General features: G+C 68.0%; 22 protein-coding genes. 14 read left to right on the top strand and 8 right to left on the bottom strand.

Annotated elements, in window-relative coordinates:
• Window positions 1-25: 25 nt before the first annotated feature.
• The gene (locus tag ACWELJ_RS06480; protein WP_452365152.1) at window positions 26-616 is read right to left on the bottom strand and encodes an SACE_7040 family transcriptional regulator; all 591 of its coding nucleotides are present in this window, start codon (window positions 614-616) and stop codon (window positions 26-28) included.
• 112 nt (window positions 617-728) lie between these two features.
• Between ACWELJ_RS06480 and ACWELJ_RS06475 the strand changes: the two genes are divergently transcribed.
• From ACWELJ_RS06475 to ACWELJ_RS06450, 6 genes are read left to right on the top strand one after another with little or no spacing between them, the layout of a single operon-like run.
• A complete protein-coding gene (locus ACWELJ_RS06475; RefSeq protein ID WP_452365151.1) occupies window positions 729-2,309 on the top strand; it encodes a carboxyl transferase domain-containing protein in 1,581 nt (526 codons plus the stop codon).
• 5 nt (window positions 2,310-2,314) lie between these two features.
• A complete protein-coding gene (locus tag ACWELJ_RS06470) occupies window positions 2,315-4,321 on the top strand; it encodes an acetyl-CoA carboxylase biotin carboxylase subunit (RefSeq protein WP_452365150.1) in 2,007 nt (668 codons plus the stop codon).
• Window positions 4,318-5,478 (top strand): acyl-CoA dehydrogenase family protein, encoded by a 1,161-nt coding sequence (locus ACWELJ_RS06465; protein ID WP_452365149.1) that lies wholly within the window; start codon window positions 4,318-4,320, stop codon window positions 5,476-5,478. Before ACWELJ_RS06470 ends, ACWELJ_RS06465 begins: the two co-directional genes overlap by 4 nt.
• Window positions 5,475-5,978 carry a MaoC family dehydratase gene (locus ACWELJ_RS06460; protein WP_452365148.1) on the top strand — a complete coding sequence of 168 codons (504 nt, stop codon included), beginning with the start codon at window positions 5,475-5,477 and terminating at the stop codon, window positions 5,976-5,978. Before ACWELJ_RS06465 ends, ACWELJ_RS06460 begins: the two co-directional genes overlap by 4 nt.
• On the top strand, window positions 5,975-6,808 hold the full coding sequence (locus ACWELJ_RS06455) for an HpcH/HpaI aldolase/citrate lyase family protein (RefSeq protein ID WP_452365147.1): 834 nt from the start codon (window positions 5,975-5,977) through the stop codon (window positions 6,806-6,808). The genes ACWELJ_RS06460 and ACWELJ_RS06455 overlap by 4 nt, the downstream gene beginning before the upstream one ends.
• A 5-nt stretch (window positions 6,809-6,813) precedes the next feature.
• A complete protein-coding gene (locus ACWELJ_RS06450) occupies window positions 6,814-8,757 on the top strand; it encodes an acetoacetate--CoA ligase (RefSeq protein ID WP_452365146.1) in 1,944 nt (647 codons plus the stop codon).
• Window positions 8,758-8,767: 10 nt separating this feature from the next.
• On the opposite strand, the gene ACWELJ_RS06445 is transcribed toward ACWELJ_RS06450, so the two are convergent.
• From ACWELJ_RS06445 to ACWELJ_RS06435, 3 genes are all read right to left on the bottom strand, one after another.
• Complete coding sequence (locus ACWELJ_RS06445) at window positions 8,768-9,118, bottom strand: DUF4254 domain-containing protein (protein ID WP_452365145.1); 351 nt, start codon at window positions 9,116-9,118, stop codon at window positions 8,768-8,770.
• A gap of 306 nt (window positions 9,119-9,424) precedes the next feature.
• Window positions 9,425-10,006, bottom strand: coding sequence for a TetR/AcrR family transcriptional regulator (locus ACWELJ_RS06440; protein ID WP_452365144.1), 582 nt, complete (start codon window positions 10,004-10,006; stop codon window positions 9,425-9,427).
• A gap of 37 nt (window positions 10,007-10,043) precedes the next feature.
• Entirely contained in the window at window positions 10,044-11,192 is a 1,149-nt protein-coding gene (locus ACWELJ_RS06435; RefSeq protein WP_452365143.1) for an epoxide hydrolase family protein, read from the bottom strand.
• A 95-nt stretch (window positions 11,193-11,287) separates the two neighbouring features.
• Between ACWELJ_RS06435 and ACWELJ_RS06430 the strand changes: the two genes are divergently transcribed.
• Window positions 11,288-12,256 carry a helix-turn-helix transcriptional regulator gene (locus ACWELJ_RS06430; protein WP_452365163.1) on the top strand — a complete coding sequence of 323 codons (969 nt, stop codon included), beginning with the start codon at window positions 11,288-11,290 and terminating at the stop codon, window positions 12,254-12,256.
• Between the two features lie 236 nt (window positions 12,257-12,492).
• On the opposite strand, the gene ACWELJ_RS06425 is transcribed toward ACWELJ_RS06430, so the two are convergent.
• The 3 genes from ACWELJ_RS06425 to ACWELJ_RS06415 all read right to left on the bottom strand — a co-directional run bounded on the left by ACWELJ_RS06425 (window position 12,493) and on the right by ACWELJ_RS06415 (window position 15,818).
• Entirely contained in the window at window positions 12,493-13,929 is a 1,437-nt protein-coding gene (locus ACWELJ_RS06425; RefSeq protein WP_452365142.1) for a DUF222 domain-containing protein, read from the bottom strand.
• A gap of 78 nt (window positions 13,930-14,007) precedes the next feature.
• Window positions 14,008-14,733: an ABC transporter ATP-binding protein gene (locus ACWELJ_RS06420; RefSeq protein WP_452365141.1), complete on the bottom strand. Its 726-nt coding sequence runs from the start codon at window positions 14,731-14,733 to the stop codon at window positions 14,008-14,010.
• A gap of 35 nt (window positions 14,734-14,768) precedes the next feature.
• A complete protein-coding gene (locus ACWELJ_RS06415) occupies window positions 14,769-15,818 on the bottom strand; it encodes an ABC transporter permease (protein ID WP_452365140.1) in 1,050 nt (349 codons plus the stop codon).
• 129 nt (window positions 15,819-15,947) lie between these two features.
• Here ACWELJ_RS06415 and ACWELJ_RS06410 point away from each other — a divergent pair, with 129 nt between their 5' ends.
• Together ACWELJ_RS06410 and ACWELJ_RS06405 are read left to right on the top strand one after the other, a co-directional pair.
• The gene (locus ACWELJ_RS06410) at window positions 15,948-17,102 is read left to right on the top strand and encodes a sensor histidine kinase (protein ID WP_452365139.1); all 1,155 of its coding nucleotides are present in this window, start codon (window positions 15,948-15,950) and stop codon (window positions 17,100-17,102) included.
• The gene (locus ACWELJ_RS06405) at window positions 17,099-17,734 is read left to right on the top strand and encodes a LuxR C-terminal-related transcriptional regulator (protein WP_452365138.1); all 636 of its coding nucleotides are present in this window, start codon (window positions 17,099-17,101) and stop codon (window positions 17,732-17,734) included. Before ACWELJ_RS06410 ends, ACWELJ_RS06405 begins: the two co-directional genes overlap by 4 nt.
• 19 nt (window positions 17,735-17,753) lie before the next feature.
• On the opposite strand, the gene ACWELJ_RS06400 is transcribed toward ACWELJ_RS06405, so the two are convergent.
• On the bottom strand, window positions 17,754-18,413 hold the full coding sequence (locus ACWELJ_RS06400; RefSeq protein WP_452365137.1) for an NmrA family NAD(P)-binding protein: 660 nt from the start codon (window positions 18,411-18,413) through the stop codon (window positions 17,754-17,756).
• Between the two features lie 67 nt (window positions 18,414-18,480).
• Here ACWELJ_RS06400 and ACWELJ_RS06395 point away from each other — a divergent pair, with 67 nt between their 5' ends.
• The 5 genes from ACWELJ_RS06395 to cobM are packed head-to-tail and all read left to right on the top strand — an operon-like array spanning window position 18,481 to window position 20,631.
• Window positions 18,481-18,954 carry a MarR family winged helix-turn-helix transcriptional regulator gene (locus ACWELJ_RS06395; RefSeq protein WP_452365136.1) on the top strand — a complete coding sequence of 158 codons (474 nt, stop codon included), beginning with the start codon at window positions 18,481-18,483 and terminating at the stop codon, window positions 18,952-18,954.
• 19 nt (window positions 18,955-18,973) lie between these two features.
• Window positions 18,974-19,399 (top strand): PPOX class F420-dependent oxidoreductase, encoded by a 426-nt coding sequence (locus ACWELJ_RS06390; RefSeq protein ID WP_452365135.1) that lies wholly within the window; start codon window positions 18,974-18,976, stop codon window positions 19,397-19,399.
• A gap of 41 nt (window positions 19,400-19,440) precedes the next feature.
• The gene (locus ACWELJ_RS06385; RefSeq protein WP_452365134.1) at window positions 19,441-19,584 is read left to right on the top strand and encodes a hypothetical protein; all 144 of its coding nucleotides are present in this window, start codon (window positions 19,441-19,443) and stop codon (window positions 19,582-19,584) included.
• Window positions 19,581-19,850 (top strand): DoxX family protein, encoded by a 270-nt coding sequence (locus tag ACWELJ_RS06380; RefSeq protein WP_452365133.1) that lies wholly within the window; start codon window positions 19,581-19,583, stop codon window positions 19,848-19,850. The genes ACWELJ_RS06385 and ACWELJ_RS06380 overlap by 4 nt, the downstream gene beginning before the upstream one ends.
• 22 nt (window positions 19,851-19,872) lie before the next feature.
• Entirely contained in the window at window positions 19,873-20,631 is a 759-nt protein-coding gene (gene cobM, locus ACWELJ_RS06375) for a precorrin-4 C(11)-methyltransferase (protein WP_452365132.1), read from the top strand.
• The last annotated feature ends 276 nt before the right edge of the window (window positions 20,632-20,907 follow it).

Raw genomic sequence — 20,907 nt, 5'->3', positions numbered from 1 at the left:
GGTCGCGGCGAGACCGGTAGCGGAGTCAGCTCAGGGCGGCGAGGGCCATGCGGCGCAGCACCGGGCGGGCGCGAGTGGCGCTGGCGGGGGCGCTGTGCGGGGTCGAGTTGATCAGGCCGAAGGTCGCGTGCGCCTGTACGCGCGCGGCCTGCTCGGGCAGCTGCGGATGGAGCTTGCGCAGGACCTCGACCCAGACCTCGACGTACTGGCGCTGGGTGCGCCGGACCTGGCGGCGTGCCGATTCCGGCAGATTCTCCAGATCGCGATCCTGGATCCGAATGAGTTCGGGCTCGCCCAGCGCGAAGTCGAGGTGGAAATCGACCAGCGCCTCCAAGGCCGCCAGCGGGGAGCTCGCGGTCTCGGCGACCGCCCGGCCGCCGTCGAGCAGTCGCTGACTGATCCCCACCAGCAGTTCGACCAGCAGCGCTTCCTTGTTGGGGAAGTGCCGGTACACCGCGGGCCCGCTGATCCCGGCCGCCGCGCCCAGATCGTCGAGGCGCATGCCCAGGAAGCCGCGGTCCGCGATGAGGCGCGCACCGGCCTCCAGCAGCTGTTCCCGGCGCTGCGCCTTGAGCTGCTCACGCCGGGTGAGCCCCGCGGTTTCCGCACTGTTCACCGTGGCTCCCTTCGCCGGTTCTGGACAACTCAGTTAATGAAGATTATCTTATTTTCCAGTTATTGGTGACTAACCGAACCGGCCGGATCGGCCGATCGGGGAGGCGGAGCGGATGACGCTGAGCGAACAGACGCGGACCGGGAACCGGGATGCGCACCTGGCGTTGGTCGACGAGTTGCGGGAGCGGCTGGCCGTGAGCGCGCTGGGCGGGCCGGAGAAGTCGCGGGAGCGGCACCTGGCCCGCGGCAAGCTGCTGCCGCGCCAGCGCGTGGACCAGCTGCTCGACACCGGCAGCCCGTTCCTGGAGCTGTCGCCGCTGGCGGCCAACGGCATGTACGACGACGAATGCCCCGGCGCGGGCATGATCGGCGGCATCGGCCGGGTGTCCGGGCGCGAGTGCGTGATCCTCGCCAACGACGCGACCGTCAAGGGCGGCACCTACTATCCGATGTCGGTGAAGAAGCACCTGCGCGCCCAGGAGGTGGCGCTGCAGAACAACCTGCCGTGCATCTACCTGGTCGACTCCGGCGGCGCCTACCTGCCGCGCCAGGACGAGGTGTTCCCCGACCGCGAACACTTCGGCCGCATCTTCTTCAACCAGGCGAACATGAGCGCCAAGGGGATCGCGCAGATCTCCGCGGTCATGGGCTCGTGCACCGCGGGCGGCGCGTACGTGCCGGCCATGAGCGACGAGACCGTCATCGTGCGCAACCAGGGCACCATCTTCCTGGGCGGCCCGCCGCTGGTGAAGGCCGCCACCGGTGAGGTGGTCACCGCCGAGGAGCTGGGCGGCGGCGACCTGCACTCACGCACCTCCGGCGTCACCGACCACCTGGCCGAGAGCGATCAGGACGCGCTGCGCATCGTGCGCAATATCGTGGCCACCCTGGGTCCGAAGACGCCGACGCCGTGGGACGTCGCGCCGACCGTGGACCCGATCGCGCCGCAGGACGAGCTCTACGACGTGGTGCCGGTGGACCTGCGCACCCCTTATGACGTCCGCGAGGTCATCATCCGCGTCGTCGACGGCGGCGAATTCCAGGAATTCAAGGCCGAATACGGCAAGACCCTGGTCACCGGCTTCGCCCGGATCCACGGCCACCCGGTCGGCATCGTCGCCAACAATGGCGTGCTGTTCAGCGAATCCGCCATGAAGGGCGCGCATTTCATCGAGCTGTGCGACAAGCGCTCGATTCCGCTGCTGTTCCTGCAGAACATCACCGGCTTCATGGTCGGCCGCGACTACGAGGCGGGTGGCATCGCCAAGCACGGCGCGAAGATGGTGACCGCGGTGGCGTGCGCCCGGGTGCCGAAGCTGACGGTGGTGATCGGCGGCTCCTACGGCGCGGGCAACTACTCCATGTGCGGGCGCGCGTATTCGCCGCGCTTCCTGTGGATGTGGCCGAACGCCCGCATCTCGGTGATGGGCGGTGAGCAGGCGGCGTCGGTGCTGGCGACCGTGCGCGGTGAAGCGCTGGGAGGTGGAGCGCAGTCGGAGGAGGATCTGGAGAAGTTCAAGGCCCCGATCCGCGAGCAGTACGAGGCCCAGGGCAATCCGTACTACTCCACGGCCCGGCTCTGGGACGATGGCGTGATCGACCCCGCCGACACCAGAACCGTTGTCGGCCTGGCCCTCTCGGCCTGCGCGCAGGCCCCGCTCGAGCCCGTCTCCTACGGCGTCTTCCGGATGTGATGACCATGATGAACAAGGCAACCCCCGTCGTCTTCGACACCGTGCTGGTGGCCAATCGCGGCGAGATCGCGGTCCGGGTCATTCGCACCCTGCGCGACATGGGAATTCGATCGGTCGCGGTGTACAGCGACGCCGACGCCGACGCCCGCCACGTGCGCGAGGCCGACACCGCGGTCCGCCTCGGCCCGGCCGCCGCGCGCGAGTCCTACCTGAACATCGACAAGGTGGTCGCCGCCGCCGTGCGTTCCGGCGCGCAGGCCGTGCACCCGGGATACGGCTTCCTGTCGGAGAATTCGGCCTTCGCGGCCGCGCTCGAGGCGGCGGGCATCGCCTTCCTGGGCCCGTCCGCGCGTGCCATCGAGGTCATGGGCGACAAGATCACCGCCAAGAACGCGGTCGCCGAATACGGGGTGCCCGTGGTGCCCGGCATCGCCAAGCCCGGCCTCACCGACGACGAATTGATCACCGCCGCGACCGAGATCGGCTACCCGGTGCTGGTGAAGCCGTCCGCCGGTGGCGGCGGCAAGGGCATGCGCCGGGTCGACGATCCCGCCGACCTGCCCGCCGCCCTGGTCAGCGCCCGCCGCGAGGCCGGCGCGGCCTTCGGTGACGACACCCTGTTCCTGGAGCGCTTCGTCACCAACCCCCGCCACATCGAGGTGCAGATCCTGGCCGACCAGTTCGGCCACGTGCTGCACCTGGGCGAACGCGAATGCAGTCTGCAGCGCCGCCACCAGAAGGTGATCGAGGAAGCGCCCTCGCCGCTGCTCGACGCGCGGACCCGCGCCCGCATCGGCGCGGCGGCCTGTAATACCGCCCGCAGCGTGGACTACGTCGGCGCGGGCACCGTCGAGTTCATCGTCTCCGCCGACCACCCGGACGAGTTCTTCTTCATGGAGATGAACACCCGTCTGCAGGTGGAGCATCCGGTCACCGAACTGGTCACCGGCGTCGACCTGGTGGAATGCCAGGTCCGTATCGCGGCCGGGCAGAAGCTGTCCGCGGCGCAGGAGGATGTCCGCCTCACCGGCCACGCCATCGAGGCGCGCGTGTACGCCGAGGACCCGGGTCGCGACTTCCTGCCCACCGGCGGCACCGTGCTCGCGCTGTCGGAGCCGGAAGGCCCGGGGGTGCGGGTGGATTCGGGCCTGCGCACCGGCACCGTGGTCGGCTCCGACTACGACCCGATGCTGTCCAAGGTCATCGCCCACGCCGCCGACCGCGCCGCCGCCATCGCCAAACTCGATGCGGCCCTGCGGGACACCCAGATCCTCGGCGTGCGCACCAACACCGATTTCGCACGCTTCCTGCTCGCCGACCCGGATGTCCTCGCCGGACAGCTCGACACCGGTCTGCTGGACCGCCGCGCCGCCGACTTCACCCCCGCCGCAGTCACCGACGAGCAGTTCATCGCGGCCGCCGCGCGACTGTGGCTGCGGCACTGGCCGGCCGGCCCGGTGGATCCGTGGCAGTTGCCCAGCGGCTGGCGGGTCGGCGCGCACGCTCCGTTCGGCATCCGCCTGATCGGCGGCGACCGCACCGCGCACGTGTTCTTCACCGGCACCCCCGACCGGGCCACCACCTGGATCGAGGACGGTGAGAAGCGCACGCTCACAGTCCATTCCGAGGGCGACGAGCTCACCCTCGCCATCGACGGCCTGCGCGGCCGCTACCGGGTCGCCACCGCGCCCGGGCACCTCTGGGTCGCCGACCGCACCGGGACCGCCCTGCTGCGCGAGGTCGCCGAGGCCGATGTCCGGGGCGGCGACGCCCATGTCGGCGACGCCGAGATCCAGAGCCCCATGCCGGGTTCGGTCATCGCCACCCCCGCCGCCGACGGCGACATCGTCGCGGCGGGCGCCCCCATCGTGGTCGTGGAGGCCATGAAGATGGAACACACCCTCACCGCCCCCATCGCCGGCCGCGTCGAACTGCTGGTCGAGCCGGGCGCGCAGGTGAAACTCGAACAGCCGCTGGCTCGCATCATCGCCGAGGAGAACACCCAGTCATGACCGATTTCCTGTCCACCGGAACGCTTCCGGACGAATACCGCGACCTCGCCCTCACCGTCCGCGACTTCGCCAACCAGGTGGTGGCCCCGGTCGCCGCCAAGCACGACGCCGAGCACAGCTTCCCGTACGAGGTCATCTCCGGCATGGCCGACATGGGCCTGTTCGGCCTGCCGTTCCCGGAGGAGTTCGGCGGCATGGGCGGCGACTACTTCGCGCTCTGCCTCGCGCTCGAGGAGCTCGGCAAGGTCGACCAGAGCGTGGCCATCACCCTGGAGGCCGGTGTCTCGCTGGGCGCCATGCCGATCTACCGCTTCGGCAACGACAAGCAGAAGGCGGAATGGCTGCCGCTGCTGGCCGGCGGGCGCGCCCTGGGCGCGTTCGGCCTGACCGAGCCGGGCGCGGGCAGCGACGCGGGCGGCACCCGCACCACCGCGGTGCTCGACGGCGACAGCTGGGTCATCAACGGCTCCAAGCAGTTCATCACCAACTCGGGCACCGACATCACGCGGCTGGTGACGGTCACCGCGGTCACCGGGGGAGTGGACGGCAAGAAGGAGATCTCCACGATCATCGTTCCCGCCGACACCCCCGGCTTCACCGCCGAGCCCGCCTACAACAAGGTCGGCTGGAACGCCTCCGACACCCACCCGCTCAGTTTCGTCGACGTCCGGGTGCCCGCCGAGAACCTGCTCGGCGAGCGGGGCCGCGGCTACGCCAACTTCCTGCGCATCCTCGACGAGGGCCGCATCGCCATCGCCGCGCTGTCGGTCGGCGCGGCCCAGGGCTGCGTGGACGAGAGCGTCCGCTACGCCAAGGAGCGCGAGGCCTTCGGCCGCCCGATCGGCAGCAACCAGGCCATCGCCTTCAAGATCGCCCGCATGGAGGCGCGCGCCCACATGGCCCGCACCGCCTACTACGACGCGGCCGCGCTCATGCTGGCCGGCAAACCGTTCAAGAAGCAGGCCGCCATCGCCAAGCTGGTCGCCAGCGAGGCCGCCATGGACAATGCCCGCGACGCCACGCAGATCTTCGGCGGCTACGGGTTCATGAACGAATATGCTGTGGCCCGGCACTATCGCGACAGCAAGATCCTGGAAATCGGTGAGGGCACCACGGAGGTGCAGTTGATGCTGATCGGTCGGGAGCTCGGCCTGTGACCGAGGTGAAGCGGGTCGTCCAGCGCGGCCTGTGGTTCGACGAGTTCGAGATCGGCGTCGTCTACGAGCACCGGCCCGGCCGCACCATCACCGAGGCCGACAATGTGCTGTTCACGACGCTGACCATGAACACCCAGGCACTGCACCTGGACGCGGCGTTCTCCGATGCGCTGCCGCCGTTCCATCAGCGGCTGGTGAACTCCATGTTCACGCTGTCCACGCTGGTCGGCCTGTCGGTCGCGCAGCTGACCCAGGGCACCATCGTGGCCAACCTCGGCTTCTCCGATATCGCCTTCCCCAAGCCGCTCTTCCACGGCGACACGCTCTACGCGGAGACCGTGGTGACCGAGCTCCGGGAATCCAAGAGCCGTCCCGGCGAGGGCATCGTGACCTTCGCCCACACCGGTCGCAATCAGCACGGTGACGTCGTAGCCACCGCCATCCGCAAGACCCTGGTGCGGCGGAATCCACTGTCCAGCTCGCTGGAGGAGTCCTCATGAGTTGGGAAATGCCCGGCCCCGCTTGGCTTTTCTGCCCCGCCGACCGCCCCGAGCGGTACGGCAAGGCGCTCGTGGCGGCCGACGTGGTCATCATCGACCTCGAGGACGGCGTCGCCGAAGCCGACAAGGCCGCGGCCCGCGAGGCGCTGATCGCCAACCCGCTCGACCCCGAGCGCACCGTCGTCCGCGTGAACGCCGCGGGCACCCTCGAGCACATGCTCGACCTGGATGCCCTGGTGCGCACCGAATACCGGCGCATCATGCTGCCCAAATGCGAATCGGCCGAGCAGATCACCCGGCTCGCCGACTACGAGGTGATCGCGCTCATCGAATCCCCGCTGGGCGCGCTCGCCGTCGGCCGGGCGGTCATGGTGCGCAATGCCATCGGCGTCATGTGGGGCGCGGAGGACCTGGTCGCCGCACTCGGCGGCAATTCCAGCCGGCACGCGCACGGCGGTTACCGTGATGTGGCCCGGCACGTGCGGTCCCAGTCGCTGCTGGCGGCCAAGGCGTACGGCAAGTTCGCGCTGGACTCGGTGTATCTCGACATCCCGGACCTGACCGGGCTGGCCGCCGAATCCGAGGACGCGGTGGCCATCGGCTTCGACGCCAAGGTGGCCATCCACCCCAGTCAGCTGCCGGTCATCCGGACCGCCTACGCACCCGCCGCCACGGAAGTCGACTGGGCACAACGGCTTTTGGTGGAAGCACCCAACCATCGGGGTGTCTTCACCTTCGAAGGGCGCATGGTGGACATGCCGGTCATCCGGCACGCCGAGCGCATCGTGCAGCGGGCCGACGCGGCCGGCAGCGCGGGATACGCGTCGTAGGAGGTATGGCGGTGGAACCACAGTGGGTGCCGAGCGACGACGATCTCGCCGAGGCGCAGGTGACCAGCTTCGCGCTGTTCGTCGAGAAGCGGACGGGACTGTCCTTCCCGGACTATCGAACCTTGTGGCAGTGGTCGATCGACGATCCGGAAGGATTCTGGGGCGCGCTCTGGGACTACTTCGACCTCGGCGAACGAGCCGGCGACGTCCTCGGCGCCACGGAAATGCCGGGCGCGCAATGGTTCCCGGGCACCCGGCTGAACTACGTCGAGCAGGTGCTGCGGCAGGTCCGTGACGACCGGCCCGCGATCCTGTCGGTCGACGAGACCGGGGAGATCACCGAGATCTCCTGGGCCGCGCTGATCGCCACCGCCGCCGCCTTCGCGCGCACCCTGCGCGAGCTGGGCGTCGGCCCCGGTGATCGGGTCGCCGGATATCTGCCGAACATTCCCGAAGCCGTCATCGCGTTCCTGGCCACCGCTAGCCTCGGCGCCATCTGGAGCGCGTGCGGCCAGGACTATTCCGCGCAGGCCGCCCTCGACCGGCTCGGCCAGCTCGAGCCGAAGGTGCTGGTCACCGCCGACGGCTACCGCTTCGGCGGCAAGGTGCACGACAAGACCGCCGATATCGCGGCGCTGCGCGCGGGCCTGCCGTCACTGGCCGGGACCGTGGTGGTGTCGCGCATCGGTGCGGTCGTGCCGGACGCGATCGCCTGGGCGAGCGTCGATCCGGGCGACGCGGATGTCGACCTCGACATCGAATCCGTGGACTTCGCGCACCCGCTGTGGGTGCTCTACTCCTCCGGCACCACCGGCAAGCCCAAGGGCATCGTGCACGGACACGGCGGCGTGCTGCTCGAACACCTGAAAGCCGTTGCCCTGCAATCCGATATCGGGCCCGACGACACGTTCTTCTGGTACACCAGCCCCAGCTGGATGATGTGGAACTTCCAGGTCGCCGGACTGCTGGTCGGCGCCACCATCGTCTGCTACGACGGCAGCCCCGCCGCGCCCACCCCGGACGCGTTGTGGCGGCTGGCCGCCCGCACCCGCGCCACCGTCCTCGGCACCAGCCCCGGCTACGTGCTGGCCTGCGCCAAGGCCGGATCCGTGCCGCGCACCGACCACGACCTGTCCGCGCTGCGGCTGGTCGGCATCACCGGCTCGTCGCTGCCGCCGTCCTCCTCGCTGTGGCTGCGCGACAATGTCGGCGAGCGGGTGCCGGTGGCCTCGATCAGCGGCGGCACCGACGTGGTGTCGGCGTTCATCGGCGGCGTCCGCACCGTGCCCGTGTGGCCGGGCGAACTGTCGGCCCCGTATCTCGGTGTGGCCCTGGACGCCTGGGACGAACAGGGCAACCCGGTTCGGGACGAGGTCGGTGAACTGGTCATCACCAAGCCGATGCCGTCCATGCCGGTGTCGTTCTGGAACGACCCGGACGGCTCCCGCTACCGCGACGCCTACTTCGAGATGTTCCCCGGCGTCTGGCGGCACGGCGACTGGATCACCATCACCGGCCACGGCAGCATCGTCGTGCACGGACGTTCGGATTCCACCCTGAATCGGCAGGGCATCCGCATGGGCAGCGCCGACATCTATCAAGCGGTGGAACGCATTCCGGAGATCGCCGAAGCGCTGGTGATCGGCGCGGAACAGCCCGACGGCGGCTATTGGATGCCCTTGTTCGTGGTGCTCACCCCCGGCGTCGAATTGACCGACGAGTTGCGCGGCCGGATCAACGCGACCATTCGCGCCGAGGTGTCCCCGCGGCACGTCCCCGACGAGATCATCGCCGCCCCCGGCATTCCGCACACCCGCACCGGCAAGAAGCTGGAAGTGCCGATCAAGAAGCTCTTCCAGGGCGCGGATGCCGCCACGGTGGTGGCCCCGACCGCCGTCGACGTGCCGGAGCTGCTCGACTGGTACGCCGCGCAGAAGCCTCGCGGATAGTTCGGAGATCTCAGTGTGCGCCGGGTAGGCGTCGCCGCCCGGTGCACACCTCCGACGCCAAATCCTCGTAGCCGACGGCCAATTCGGCCAGATGCTCCCAGGCCACGGTGAGATCCCGGCCGGATTCGCGGGCCAGCGCGGCGTACGCGGCGGCGGTCAGCCGGGCCAGTCGATCGATGACCGCCCCGAGCGTCTCGGTGTGTACCCGGGCCGCACCGTGTGAGGGCGGCAATTGCGCCGTCACCCAGCAGTCGATCTCGTGCACCAAATTAGAACGGCGCGTGTCGAGTTCGGTGAACTGCTCCGGCCGGGCACTGAGCAGCCGCTCGTGTAGTCCGGTCAGATCGTGCGCGGCGCGCAATAGTGGATGTCCGGGAAAACCTGTCCCACGGCAAGCCTGAAGGACTTGGTTCTTGGATGGCAGTGTGTCCCTCATCGCTACTGCTCCTCATACCGCGACCTGCGAATTCCAAGCACAGTAGTCAGCGCAGATGACAGGGACGTGTCTGCCGGTTCAACAACCCACTGCCATTCCGCTAGGGGAACCTCGCCATAACCGACGATCATTCGGTGAGGCCGCCCGCCAATCGACGAGCCCCACCCTATCCAGAACGAGCAGTCTCGAATCCGGCCGGTCGTGAAAACTGTGGATGAATCCGAAATCCGTTCAGCCGAGCACGGATACCGCCATCCGCGTGGCATCGCGCAGGCGCGCAGCGGAATCCGGCGTTCGCTCGAGAACTCGGACACCCTGGAGAAAAACCAGGAGGAATCGGGCAAGTGAACGCGGATCCGAATCCGCGGCCAGTTCACCCTGCGCGCGAGCCCGCAGCAACGCCGAAGTCAGCGTCGTCTCCAGGTGTGCCCAGCTCGACTCCACCAACCGCGCCACCGCCTCGTCGCGGTGGGCCCGCTCGACCGCGCTGTTCACCACCATGCAGCCCAGATACGAATCGGGACTGGAGGCTTCGCGCGCGTACCGCTCGACCAGACCGCGTACCGCGGGCAGCACCGGACCCGGCTGCGACAGCTCCACCATGATGGCCGGATCGGTCGTCTCGAGGTACCGCCGCAGTGCCTTCAGATAGAGGTCGCGTTTACCGCCGAAGGTGCCGTAGATGCTCGCCTTGGCAATCCCAAGATGCTCAACCAGATCCGATATCGAGGTCGCCTCGTAGCCCTGCTCCCAGAACAATTCGAGAGCGCGGCGCAAGGCGGTGCCCGGGTCGAACTCCTTGGTCCTCGCCATGACGAGCACCCTACGTCTTTCTGGACCGCCCGGTCCGCTAACGCCGCCGGGACACGAGGTCGAAAAAGGCCTGGATATCGGCAGCGTGCGCCCGCGGTACATCCATGGCCAGGAAGTGGTTCCCGGTATTCCCTTCGGGCCAGTACACGATGGTGTTATCGCGTTCCGCGAGGCGGCGCATGAGCGGTGACCCGCCGGAATACACGCCGACCGGGACCAGCTTCTGGCCCGCCGGCCAAGCGAACCCGTCATCGCCGAGGCCGTCGTACATGGGCCACGACGAGGTGGCCGCGGTGTTGGTGAACCAGTACACGCTGGCGTTGACCAGCAGCTGGTCGCGATCAACCGCCTCTTCCAGATGGTCCGCCAGTGGCGAGAACTCGGTGAACTTGTGCACCAGCCAGCCCAGCAGCCCGACCGGCGAATCGGTCCAGGCGTGCGCGAACGTCTGCGGCGCCTGCCGCAACAGCACATGGTGGTTCACGCCGGACTGCCACTTCTGCATGAGATCCCATTCGGAGCGCTCCTCGGCGGTCATGGTGGGCACGTCCGCCGCGGTCGGCATCCCGATACCGCCGTCGATATGCACGCCGATCAGATGATCCGGATCCACGATCGCCATCTCCTGCACCACGTACGCGCCCAGATCCCCACCCTGCGCGCCGTACCGGTCGTAACCGAGACGAGCCATCAGTTCCACCCACATCCGGGCGACCCGGCGCGGCTTCGTCCCCGGCTCGCGCGGACCCTCGGAGAACCCGAACCCGGGAACCGATGGAATCACCACGTGGAACGCCTGCGCCGAGTCCATGCCGTGCGCGCGGGGATTCGTCAGCAACGGAATGGTTTTCGTGAACTCCACGAAACTGTTCGGCCACCCGTGCGTCAAGATCAGCGGCACCGCGTCCGGATCCTCGGAACGCATATGCAGGAAATGCACATCGAGCCCATCGATCTCGGTCAGAAACTGCGGAAGCTCATTGAGCCCCGCTTCCTCTGTGCGCCAATCGAATTCGGTGCGCCAATACTCGGCCAGCTCACGCAGATAGTCGACCGGCACACCGCGCTCCCAGTCCTGCCCCGGCAGCTGCCCGCTCCACCGGGCCCGGGCCAGCCGGTCGTGGAGGTCGTCGAGCTCGAACTGCGGCACGGCGATGCGGAACGGTCGAATATCGGTGCTGGTCATCGTGGTTCCCCTTGGTCTTCGATAAACGATTCACTGACCAAGTTACGAATGATGTAGGACTACTCTTGTCCTATATCGAGCGCAGGATGGAGTTCATGAGCGATACGTCGGCCCGGCTGCTGCGCTTGCTGTCCCTGCTGCAGACCCCGCGCGAATGGCCCGGAAGCGAACTGGCCGATCGGCTCGGCGTCACCGACCGCACGGTGCGCCGCGATATCGACCGGCTGCGCGATCTCGGCTACCCGGTCGAAGCCACCATGGGCGCGACCGGCGGCTATCGCCTGGTAGCGGGAGCCGCCATGCCGCCGCTACTCCTCGACGACGAAGAGGCCGTGGCCATCGCGGTCGGCCTGCGCGGGGCCGCGGGATCCGCTATCGCCGGAATCGAGGAAGCCTCGGTTCGGGCTCTCGCCAAACTCGAACAGGTCCTGCCCGCGAAGCTGCGGCGTCGAGTGCGGGTCCTGGGCGCCGCCACCACCGCGCCCGGCGCGAGGGCGAACACGGTGGACCCCGAACTGCTCACCAGCCTCGCCGCCGCCATCTCCAACACCGAGCGTGTCCGTTTCGCGTACGAGGCTGCGGACGGTGCCGAGACGCGTCGCAATGTCGAGCCGGTCGGGCTCGTGCCTTATCGGCACCGCTGGTATCTGGTCGGGTTCGATCTCGACCGCGATGACTGGCGGAGCTTCCGGGCTGACAGGGTCAGTCGGGTGCTTGCCACGGGTGCTCGTTTTGTCCCCCGGGAGTTGCCCGCGGCGGATCCCGCTGCCTATGTGATCGGCGATCGGACCGACTGGGGTACGCCGTCGATGCACTTCCATGTGGATATCGCTGCTCCCGCGTCGGCTGTGATCGGTCGGTTGGGGGAGGGGCCGGGCGATATTGTCGAGCGGGGGGCGGAGGCTTGTGCGCTGGATATGCGGCGGGATGATCTGCCGGAGTGGGTGGCGCATCGATTGCTGCAGTTGGGGGTTGAGATCAGGGTGCATGGTCCGGCTGAGCTGGTCGAGGAGATTAGGAAGATCCGCGATCGGGCTGGGCGGGCGGTCAAAGATGAAAGATAAAGAGACCAAAAGATAAAAGACGCCTGGAGAAGAGAAGAAAAGACAAAAGAACGAAAAGCCGAAGAGCGGAAGACGCCGGAGCGGTTGGTCTCTGAAAGGTGATGCGTGCGGTCCGTGGGCTGGGATCGCAGGCTGACGGATCCCGGCCCGGCGTCAGCCCCAGTCCGGCAGGGCAGGCGAGGTGACCACACTTCCCGTTGTTTTGCGCACGCCAGCAGCGCACGAGCAGCCGGGTGTCACGCTGCCCGTGAGCGCCACGTTCGGCAGCTGGAATCGATCGCAGCCGCGATCGCCTGCCCGACGTGATGGCGATCGTTCACCCGTGGGGTGCCGGTGGGGTCAAGACTCTTCGGAGCAATCCACCCCGTACGACCGGGGTACGGCGAGTCTTTACCCATCACAACGGTTTTCCAGCTATCGGGGCCGTCGTTGATGAGTGCGTGGCAGTGATCGCACGCCAAGGTCAGGTTGTTGATGTCGGTGGGACCACCCTTGGCCCAATCGGTGACGTGGTGCGCGGCGCACATGTTGGCCGGTTGCTCACAACCCGGTCGAGTACATCCCTTGTCCCGGGCGAGCAGCGCCAATCGTTGTGCGCGGTTGGCGGTGCGGCGAGAACGCTGCAGGTAGAGCGGCATTCCGTCGCCGTCGAGGACCGCGATGACCGGCTTGGTTCCTTCTGCCATCTTGAGGGCTTCGTTGATGGAGATCTGGGTGCCGGAGGCGGTGGTGGCGACGCCGGTGCCGTTTTCGAGGTCGGTCAGGCTCATGGTGAGCACGACCTCGACGGGCAGTCCGCGGTGCATGCCGAGGGTCCGCATGTTCACACCCGGCTGCACCAACGCCAGCAGCGCATCGTGGGTGCGCTGCCCGGCGTCACGGCGGTCTCGCCGTGCGGCGGCGTCGAGGATGCTGTCGGCGATGAACCCGCCCGTGGCGGACGGGCTTTCGGGGTCCTCGAGGTTGCACATGCCCGGCCGGGCAAGCTTGGCGAACACCGCATCCAGGCACGCCCGCAGCTCGGGAGTAATCCAGCCTTCGATGCGGCTCATGCCGTCCACGCCGGGGCGGCACACCGTGATCCCGCGACGGCGACGACGGTCGGCATCGGAGACTACTTTCCCGTCGGGGTCGAGGCGGGCGAGGATGTCGCGCCCGATCTTCAGCAGGTCATCGGGCCACCCGTTGCGCGAGTAGTCGACCAGGATCTGCTCGGCTTCCGCCCGCGCTTCAGCAGGCACGTCCACGGGCAGGTGGTTCATCACGTCCATGATGTGACGCACGTGATCACGGGAGATCTCGCCGGTAGCAAACGCTTCGGCGGTCACCGGCAGTACTGGCGGGGCGACGTGCCCGGTCTGTTGGACGAATTCGCCGCAGTGGTGGGTGATCTTCACCCGCACCGACGCGTCATACCGGGAGAGGCCGAGGGTGTGCCGAAGAAATGGCACCATCTTCCCCGCCCCACTACGCGAATGCAGCGACCGTTCTCCCGCTTCGATGATCAAACGGGTATCCAGGGCAGCCAATTGCCGCTTGCACGTTTCCAGCTGCCGCATCAACGACACAACATCCTCATCAGAGAAGTCCGTCATCTTCCCACCCTGAATAGATTCGGTCAGGGTCGAGACCACGGCCGCCAGTTCAGCGATACCGCAGTCGTCGAGTGTCACCCCATTCGAATCCATGCCTCCATTCTACGCCCGCGTGATCACTCGAGGAACCCGAAATGTCCGGTATACCAAACTAATTCACGCCGCGATTGCTGATTTCTGTTGCGTAAGAACACCATCCACCATCTTGTATACGCTATCCATCTGATCCAAATGTGAAAGATCATGTGTAACAAGCAGAGTGGCCGCCCAATGCTCCCGAACGATCCCAACGATCAAATCGATGATCGCCGCCCCACGCTCCTGATCCAACGCACTGGTCGGTTCGTCGATAACCAGCAGCGACGGATCGTTCATCAGTGCCCGGGCGATATTGACCCGCTGCCGCTGCCCGCCCGACAACTGAGCCGGCCGCTTGTTCTCATGCCCGCTCAACCCCACCGCATGCAGCAGATCCCGCGCCCGCGAACGAACTTCGCGCCGCTTGCCCGGGGAGACGAACCAACTCTGACCCAGATGCACCATCGCCTCGAGCTGCTCGATGGTGGTCAGCGCGGGAACCAGATTGCTCTGCTGGAAAACGATCCCGATCGAATTCCGCCGCATGGTCGCGGCATCCCTGCGGCTCAGCGCCGCGAGATCGACGGTCCCAGTCGCGGTTTCGAGTTCTACCCGGCCCGAGTCCGGCCGTAGCAGCGTCGACACCGTCGCCAGCAGCGTGGACTTGCCGGACCCCGACGGCCCCGTGATGGCGGCGATCTCGCCGCCGCGCACCCGCAGGTTCACGTGGTCGAGCGCGGTGATGCGGTCCGCGCCGTCCGGGAAGGTGAGGGTGAGGTCGGAGACGGTCAGTGTGTTGGTCATCGCGATGCTCCTGGGAGGCAAAGGGATTGTGGTCATCAGCGGGCCTGGTTGAGCGCGGTCAGCGGATCGGTGGTGACGAGGAACCGCAGGGCGAAGGCGGCGCCCAGCAGGCCGAGCGCGATCAAGGCGGCGGCCGGGAAGAGGGTGGTGCTCAGGCTGAGGATGAACGGCACCGCGCCGCCCATGAACAGTCCGGCGACAACGGTTATCCCGACACCCACGCCGACGCCGAGCAGTAGCACGATCAGGGCCTGGCTCAACGCGTCGCGGATCAGCGAGCCGGTGGTCGCGCCCAGGGCCTTCAGGGTCGCGATGTCGGGCTGCCGCTGCACGGTCCACACCGTGAAGAACGCGCCGATCACCAGCGCCGAGATGGCGAACAGCATGACGGTCATCAGCGTCAGGGAACCGTTCTCGGCCTGGTAGGAGGCCATGGCGGACAGCGAGTCCTTACTGCTGGTCGTGGTGGTGTGCGCGCTCGCGTTGAGGGCCTTCTGCTCGCCCACCCCGGACACCGCGAGGATGGTGGCCGCGCCCGAATGCGGGTTGAGCGCCTGCCAGTCCGACAGGGTCATCCACACCACCGGGGTGTGCGCGTACCAGTCGTCTTCGGTCACGCCGGCCACACTGTAGCGAGCCGAGCCCAGCTCGACCGTGTCCCCGGTCTCGGCGTCGAGGTTCTTCGCGGCAGCCTTGGACAGGATCACCGTGCCGGGTTCGGTAGCTGTGCGCTTGCCGAAGGGGGTGCCCTGCACGCCGAACAGCGCCACCTGGGTGGGTGACGCGCCGTTGACGGTGGCGCGGGTGCGGCTGATGCCGATCGGGTCGACGGTGCCGCCCGCCCGCTCCCAGGTCTGGACCTGTTCGGTGCTCAACGTCGAGGCGTCGAAGGAGGGGGACGAGCCGGTGTCGGAGAAGACGACCGTGTCGGTCTTCAGCGATTCGATGGCGGAGATGTTCTGGTGCGCCAGACCGGCCGTGAGACCGCTGAGAAAGCTGACCAGCAGCGCGACCAGCGTGACCACCAGGGTAATCAGGAGGAAGCGGCCGCGGGCCGCCCGCAGATCTCTGAATGCGACGAACATACCTACACTCTGTCCGGGGAAGCCCTTCCGGCCATCGCGCCGCGGAACGAATCCCGGTCCGCCAACGGCACGGCGGCGTTTCCTACTTTCGATGGATGCCGGGGTAATTGCCGGGCATAAGCTGGTCGCGTGCACCGGTCCCCCCTGACTCCCGTCTTCTCCGCCTTGCAGCTCGGGCTGCATGTGCTGGTCGTGGCGTTGACCGTGGTGGTGGCGGTGCAGGAGGTCGTCTCCGGGGCGCATCGGGTGCTGGTGGTCGTGCTGGCCGGCATCTTCCTGGGCGTCTACTTCGTCGGCGGCCGATACCGGCGCAATCTGGTCGGCGCGCGGGTCTGGCTGGGCGTGCTGACGCTGCTCTGGCTGGGCCTCGTCCTGGTCGCCCCGTTGGCCGTCTATCTGGTCTTCGGGCTCTTCTTCCTCTATCTGCATCTGCTGCCGCGCTATTGGGGCGTGGTCGCGGTGATCGCCGCGACCACGGTGGCGGTGGTCGGGTTCGCGGCACACCGCGGCTGGACGGTCGCCGGTGTGATCGGCCCGCTGCTGGGCGCACTGGTCGCGGTCGCCATCGGGCTCGGCTACGAAGCCCTGTTCCGGGAAGCCGCGGAACGGCAGCGGCTCATCGACGAATTGCTCGCCACCAGAGAGACTCTCGCCGAACAGGAGCGCACCGCGGGCAAGATGGCCGAGCGGGAGCGGCTGGCGCAGGAGATCCACGACACCGTCGCCCAAGGGCTCAGCAGTATTCAGCTGCTGCTGCACGCCGTCGAGCGCGCGGCCCCCGATCATCCGGCGCTGGAACGGATTCGGCTGGCCCGGGAGACCGCCGCCGACAGCCTCGTCGAAACCCGCCATCTCATCGCCGAACTCACGCCCGCCGCCCTGGAGGGCCAGTCCCTCGCGGGCGCGCTCAACCGGATCGCGGAGCGGGCCGCCGCGCCCGGGCTGGACGCGCGGGTCCTCGTCGAGGGCGATCCGCAGGCGCTGCCCATGCCCATCGAGGCCGCGCTGGTCCGGATCGCCCAGGGCGCGGTGTCGAATGTGGTGCGGCACGCGCAGGCTCAGCGGATGCGGGTCACCCTCACCTACGGCGATGACGCCGTGCACCTCGACGTGGTCGATGATGGGGTGGGCATCGATCCGGCCGTGCTGGCCGAGTCCCCGTCGGGCAGCTTCGGTTTGAACGCCATGCGCAATCGGGTGGAGCAGCAGGGCGGCACCATGGATGTCGAATCCGAACCCGGCCACACCGCGGTCACCGTCTACTTCCCCCTGGAGGACCAATGATCCGCATCCTCCTCGCCGACGACCACGCCATCGTCCGCGCGGGCCTGCGCGCCCTGCTCGACTCCAGCGCCGCCGAAACCGATTCCGACGACATCGACGTCGTGGGGGAGGTCGCCACCGCCGAGGAATCGGTGGCCTTCTGCTCCACCACCCCGGTCGATCTGGTCCTGATGGATCTGCGGTTCGGGCCGGGCAAGTCCGGCGCGGACGCCACCGCCGCCCTGCGCGGTCTCCCGAACCCGCCGAACGTCCTGGTGGTCACCAACTACGACACCGACGCCGACATCCTCGGCGCCATCGAGGCGGGCGCGGTCGGCTACATCCTCAAGGACACCCCGCCCGCCGAACTCCTCGCCGCCGTCCGCTCCGCCGCCGAAGGCGAGAGCGTCCTCTCCCCGTCGGTCGCCTCCCGTCTCATGACCCGGGTCCGCAAACCCGACACCACCCTGAGTCCCCGCGAGATCGAAGTCCTGCGCCTGGTCGCCGACGGCCACTCCAACCGCGAGATCGGCAAACGCCTCTTCCTCTCCGAGACCACCGTCAAATCCCACCTGGTCCACATCTATTCGAAGCTCGGCGTGAAGTCCCGAACCTCCGCCGTGGCCAGGGCCCGCGAGCGCGGAGCGATCTGACCGCGCGGAACAGCCGAACTCAGTGGGCGGCAGGCGCGGCGGCCAGCAGCGTGGGCCAATCCTGGGCGGAGGCCCAGTCGGCGAAGGAATGCCAGGCGATCTCGGGGTAGTCGCGGCGCAGACCGGCGACATCGACATCCAGACCGACGGTCGAGAAGTACTCGAACATGGCGGCCAGATCGGTGGAACGGGAGCGTACGTACGCGAGCGGGACCTCCCGGTGCGCGATCGGCGCGTCGATGGCGGCGGCCAAGGTCGCGGCGATCTGCGCGGGCGTGAGCTCGTCCGCGGCGATATCGATACGGCGACCGACGAATTCGGCGCGGCGGTCCAGGGCGAGGGCGGCGAAGGCGCCGATATCGGTGGCGCTGATGAGGGTCAACGGCTGCTCGGCGGGCATGGGCCAGGAGAAGGTCTGCTCGCGCAGGCCGTCCAGGGTCCAGCCGGTGGCGTAGTTGTCCATGAAGGCGGCCGGAGCGATGACGGTCCAGGGCACGCCCGAGGCGGACAGTCGGCGTTCGATCGCGAATTTGCTCTCGTAGTGCGGCACACCGGTCTCGCGGTCGGCGTGCGCGACGGAGGTGAAGACGAGGTGGCCGAGGTGAGCGGCGACGGCGGCCTCGACGAGGTTCTCGCCAGCATGGTTCCTCCACAAGGTAATATCTGCTGCGTGGCGCATTAACTGCGCCACGCAGCAATCTAGGCAATATTGCTGCGCCGCGCAGCTATTCAGGAGTGTGACCCGGATGACATCCCAGCGTCGCCAGGCGTTGTACGACGAACTCTCCGGCGAATCGCGCCGGTACATGGCCGCGTACACGCTGTTCAACCAGGCCATCGCGGACAAGCTCGGACTGCATCCCACCGACCTGCAATGCCTGAGCCTGCTCACCGCGGAATCGCAGCCGCTGACGGTCAAGCAGATCGCCGACATGACGGGCTTGACCACCGGCTCCGCCACTCGTCTGGTCGACCGCATGGAACGCGGCGGCTATGTCACCCGCGAAGCCGATCCCGAGGACCGCCGCCGCGTGCTGGTCACCCCGGTCCCCGAAGCGGTCGCCCGCATCACCGCGACCTGGGACGACCTGGGCGAGGGGTGGGAGGCCATGCTGAACGATCACACCGACGCCGAACTCGAGGCGATCATCCTGCACATGCGAAAGGCTCAGGAGCTCAGCAAAACTCAGATCGCCCGCCTCCGGGGCATGCACGGCTGAGCGTCGTACGGTGTCCGCTATGGCCTCACTCTCCGATTCCCGAGTACGCGAGTTTCTGAGCGCGGGCACCCGCACCGGCAAGCTGGCCTTCGTGGCCGCCGACGGCCGCCCCCTGGTCGCCCCGATCTGGTTCGTCCTCGACGGCGACGTCATCGTCTTCAACACCGGCAAGGACACCGCCAAGGGCCGCTCGATCCTGCGTGACGGCCGTGTCACCCTCTGCGTCGATGTGGCCGAGCCCCCATACTCTTTCGTTCAGGTGCAGGGCGTGACCGAGGTCTCCGAAGAGCCCGGGGACCTCATTCGCACCGCCACCGATATCGCCGCCCGCTACATGGGCGCGGACCGCGCCGAGGAGTTCGGCAAGCGCAACGGCGTCCCCGGCGAGCTCGTCGTCCGGCTCTTCCCCACCAAGGTGCTCGCCGATTTCAAGGTCAGCGGCTGAAACCTCCGATTACGGAAGGGGATCTGGCCGGGCTGCCCGACTTGGATTGGGCGCACGCGCAATTCGCGGGACCGGTCTTCCTCTGGCTCACCATGCTCGGTGGGCAGGGGGATCGGGCGCTGATCGACCGGGTCGCGGATTCTGTTGCCGCGAGCTGGATGTACGACAAGGAGAAGGACCAATGAACACCTGGCTGTGGATCGGGCAGATCGTGCTCGCGGCGTCGTTCGTGCTCGGGGGCGTCGCGAAGGCGGCGATCGAGAAGGACACGCTGCGCGGCGGGATGCCGTGGGTGGACGACCTGTCGCAGAACGCGGTGCGGGGGATCGGGATCGTGGAGATCCTGGGCGGCCTGGGGGTGGTGCTGCCGTGGGCCACGGGGATCGCGAAGGTGCTGACGCCGGTCGCGGCGGTGGGTCTGGCTCTGGTGGCGGTCGGTCGGTTCGCCTGAGCGGGTGTGCGAGACTCGGCCGATGACAGTGCACTTCATCGGGGCCGGGCCGGGAGCGGCGGATCTGCTGACCGTGCGCGCGGTCGAACTGCTGCGCCGGTCGCCGGTGTGCCTGTACGCGGGGACGTATCTGGATCCGGAGGTGCTGGCGTACTGCGCGCCGGACGCGGAGTTGATCGACACCCAGAAGCTGGATCTGGACGAGATCGTCGCGCACTGCGCGCGAGCGCACGCCGAAGGCAAGGATGTCGCGCGGCTGTGCTCGGGCGACCCCTCGCTCTATTCGGCGCTCACCGAGCAGAAGCGCCGGCTCGACGCGCTCGGGATTCCGTGGGACGTGACGCCGGGGGTGCCCGCGTACGCGGCCGCCGCGGCCTTGCTCGGGACGGAACTGACTGTGCCCGAACAGGTGCAGTCGGTGGTGTTGACTCGGACACATGCGCGTTCGACGGCTATGCCCGAATCGGAGGCGCTCGCCAACTTCGCCCGCACCCGGGCCACGCTGGTGCTGCACCTGGCCATCACCCGGATCCGGACGCTCGCGCAGGAGCTGACCGCCGACTACGGCGCCGGGTGCCCGGTGGCCGTCGTGTATCGCGCGACGCAGCCCGAACAGCGGGTTCTCCGGGGCACCCTGGCCGATATCGCGGATCGGGTGGAGGCGGCGGGGCTGCGGCAGGCGGCCGTCATCCTGGTCGGTCCGGCGCTGGCCGAGAGCATCGATTGCGCGCAGTCCCACCTGTACGACCCTGGTCGCGATAGGTCGCATATCACTGGGTGAAACAGCGAAATGGGTGGATAGCCGACGGCTATGGCCCTTTCTGGTTCCGGCTTGCACGCTGACGGTAGATTGGACCGAGTGTCCGTCACCAAGATTGCGTCTTCGACCCGGCAATGGCCGGGGGGTGTGGTCGCGCCCATGTAACAAGATCGGCCAGCTGGGGGGATACCTCCCAGGGAGTCTCAATACGGTGAAGTAAGCCCCGAACGCCGGACGCCACGCTCACAGCAGCGATGGCGTCCTGTTCGGGTTTTTCGGCGGGGAACGCTGCGATCG

This window comes from Nocardia sp. NPDC004582 (assembly GCF_053602115.1).
The sequence above is the reverse complement of the archived record's forward strand: the minus strand, read 5'-3'. Positions and strand labels throughout refer to the sequence as shown.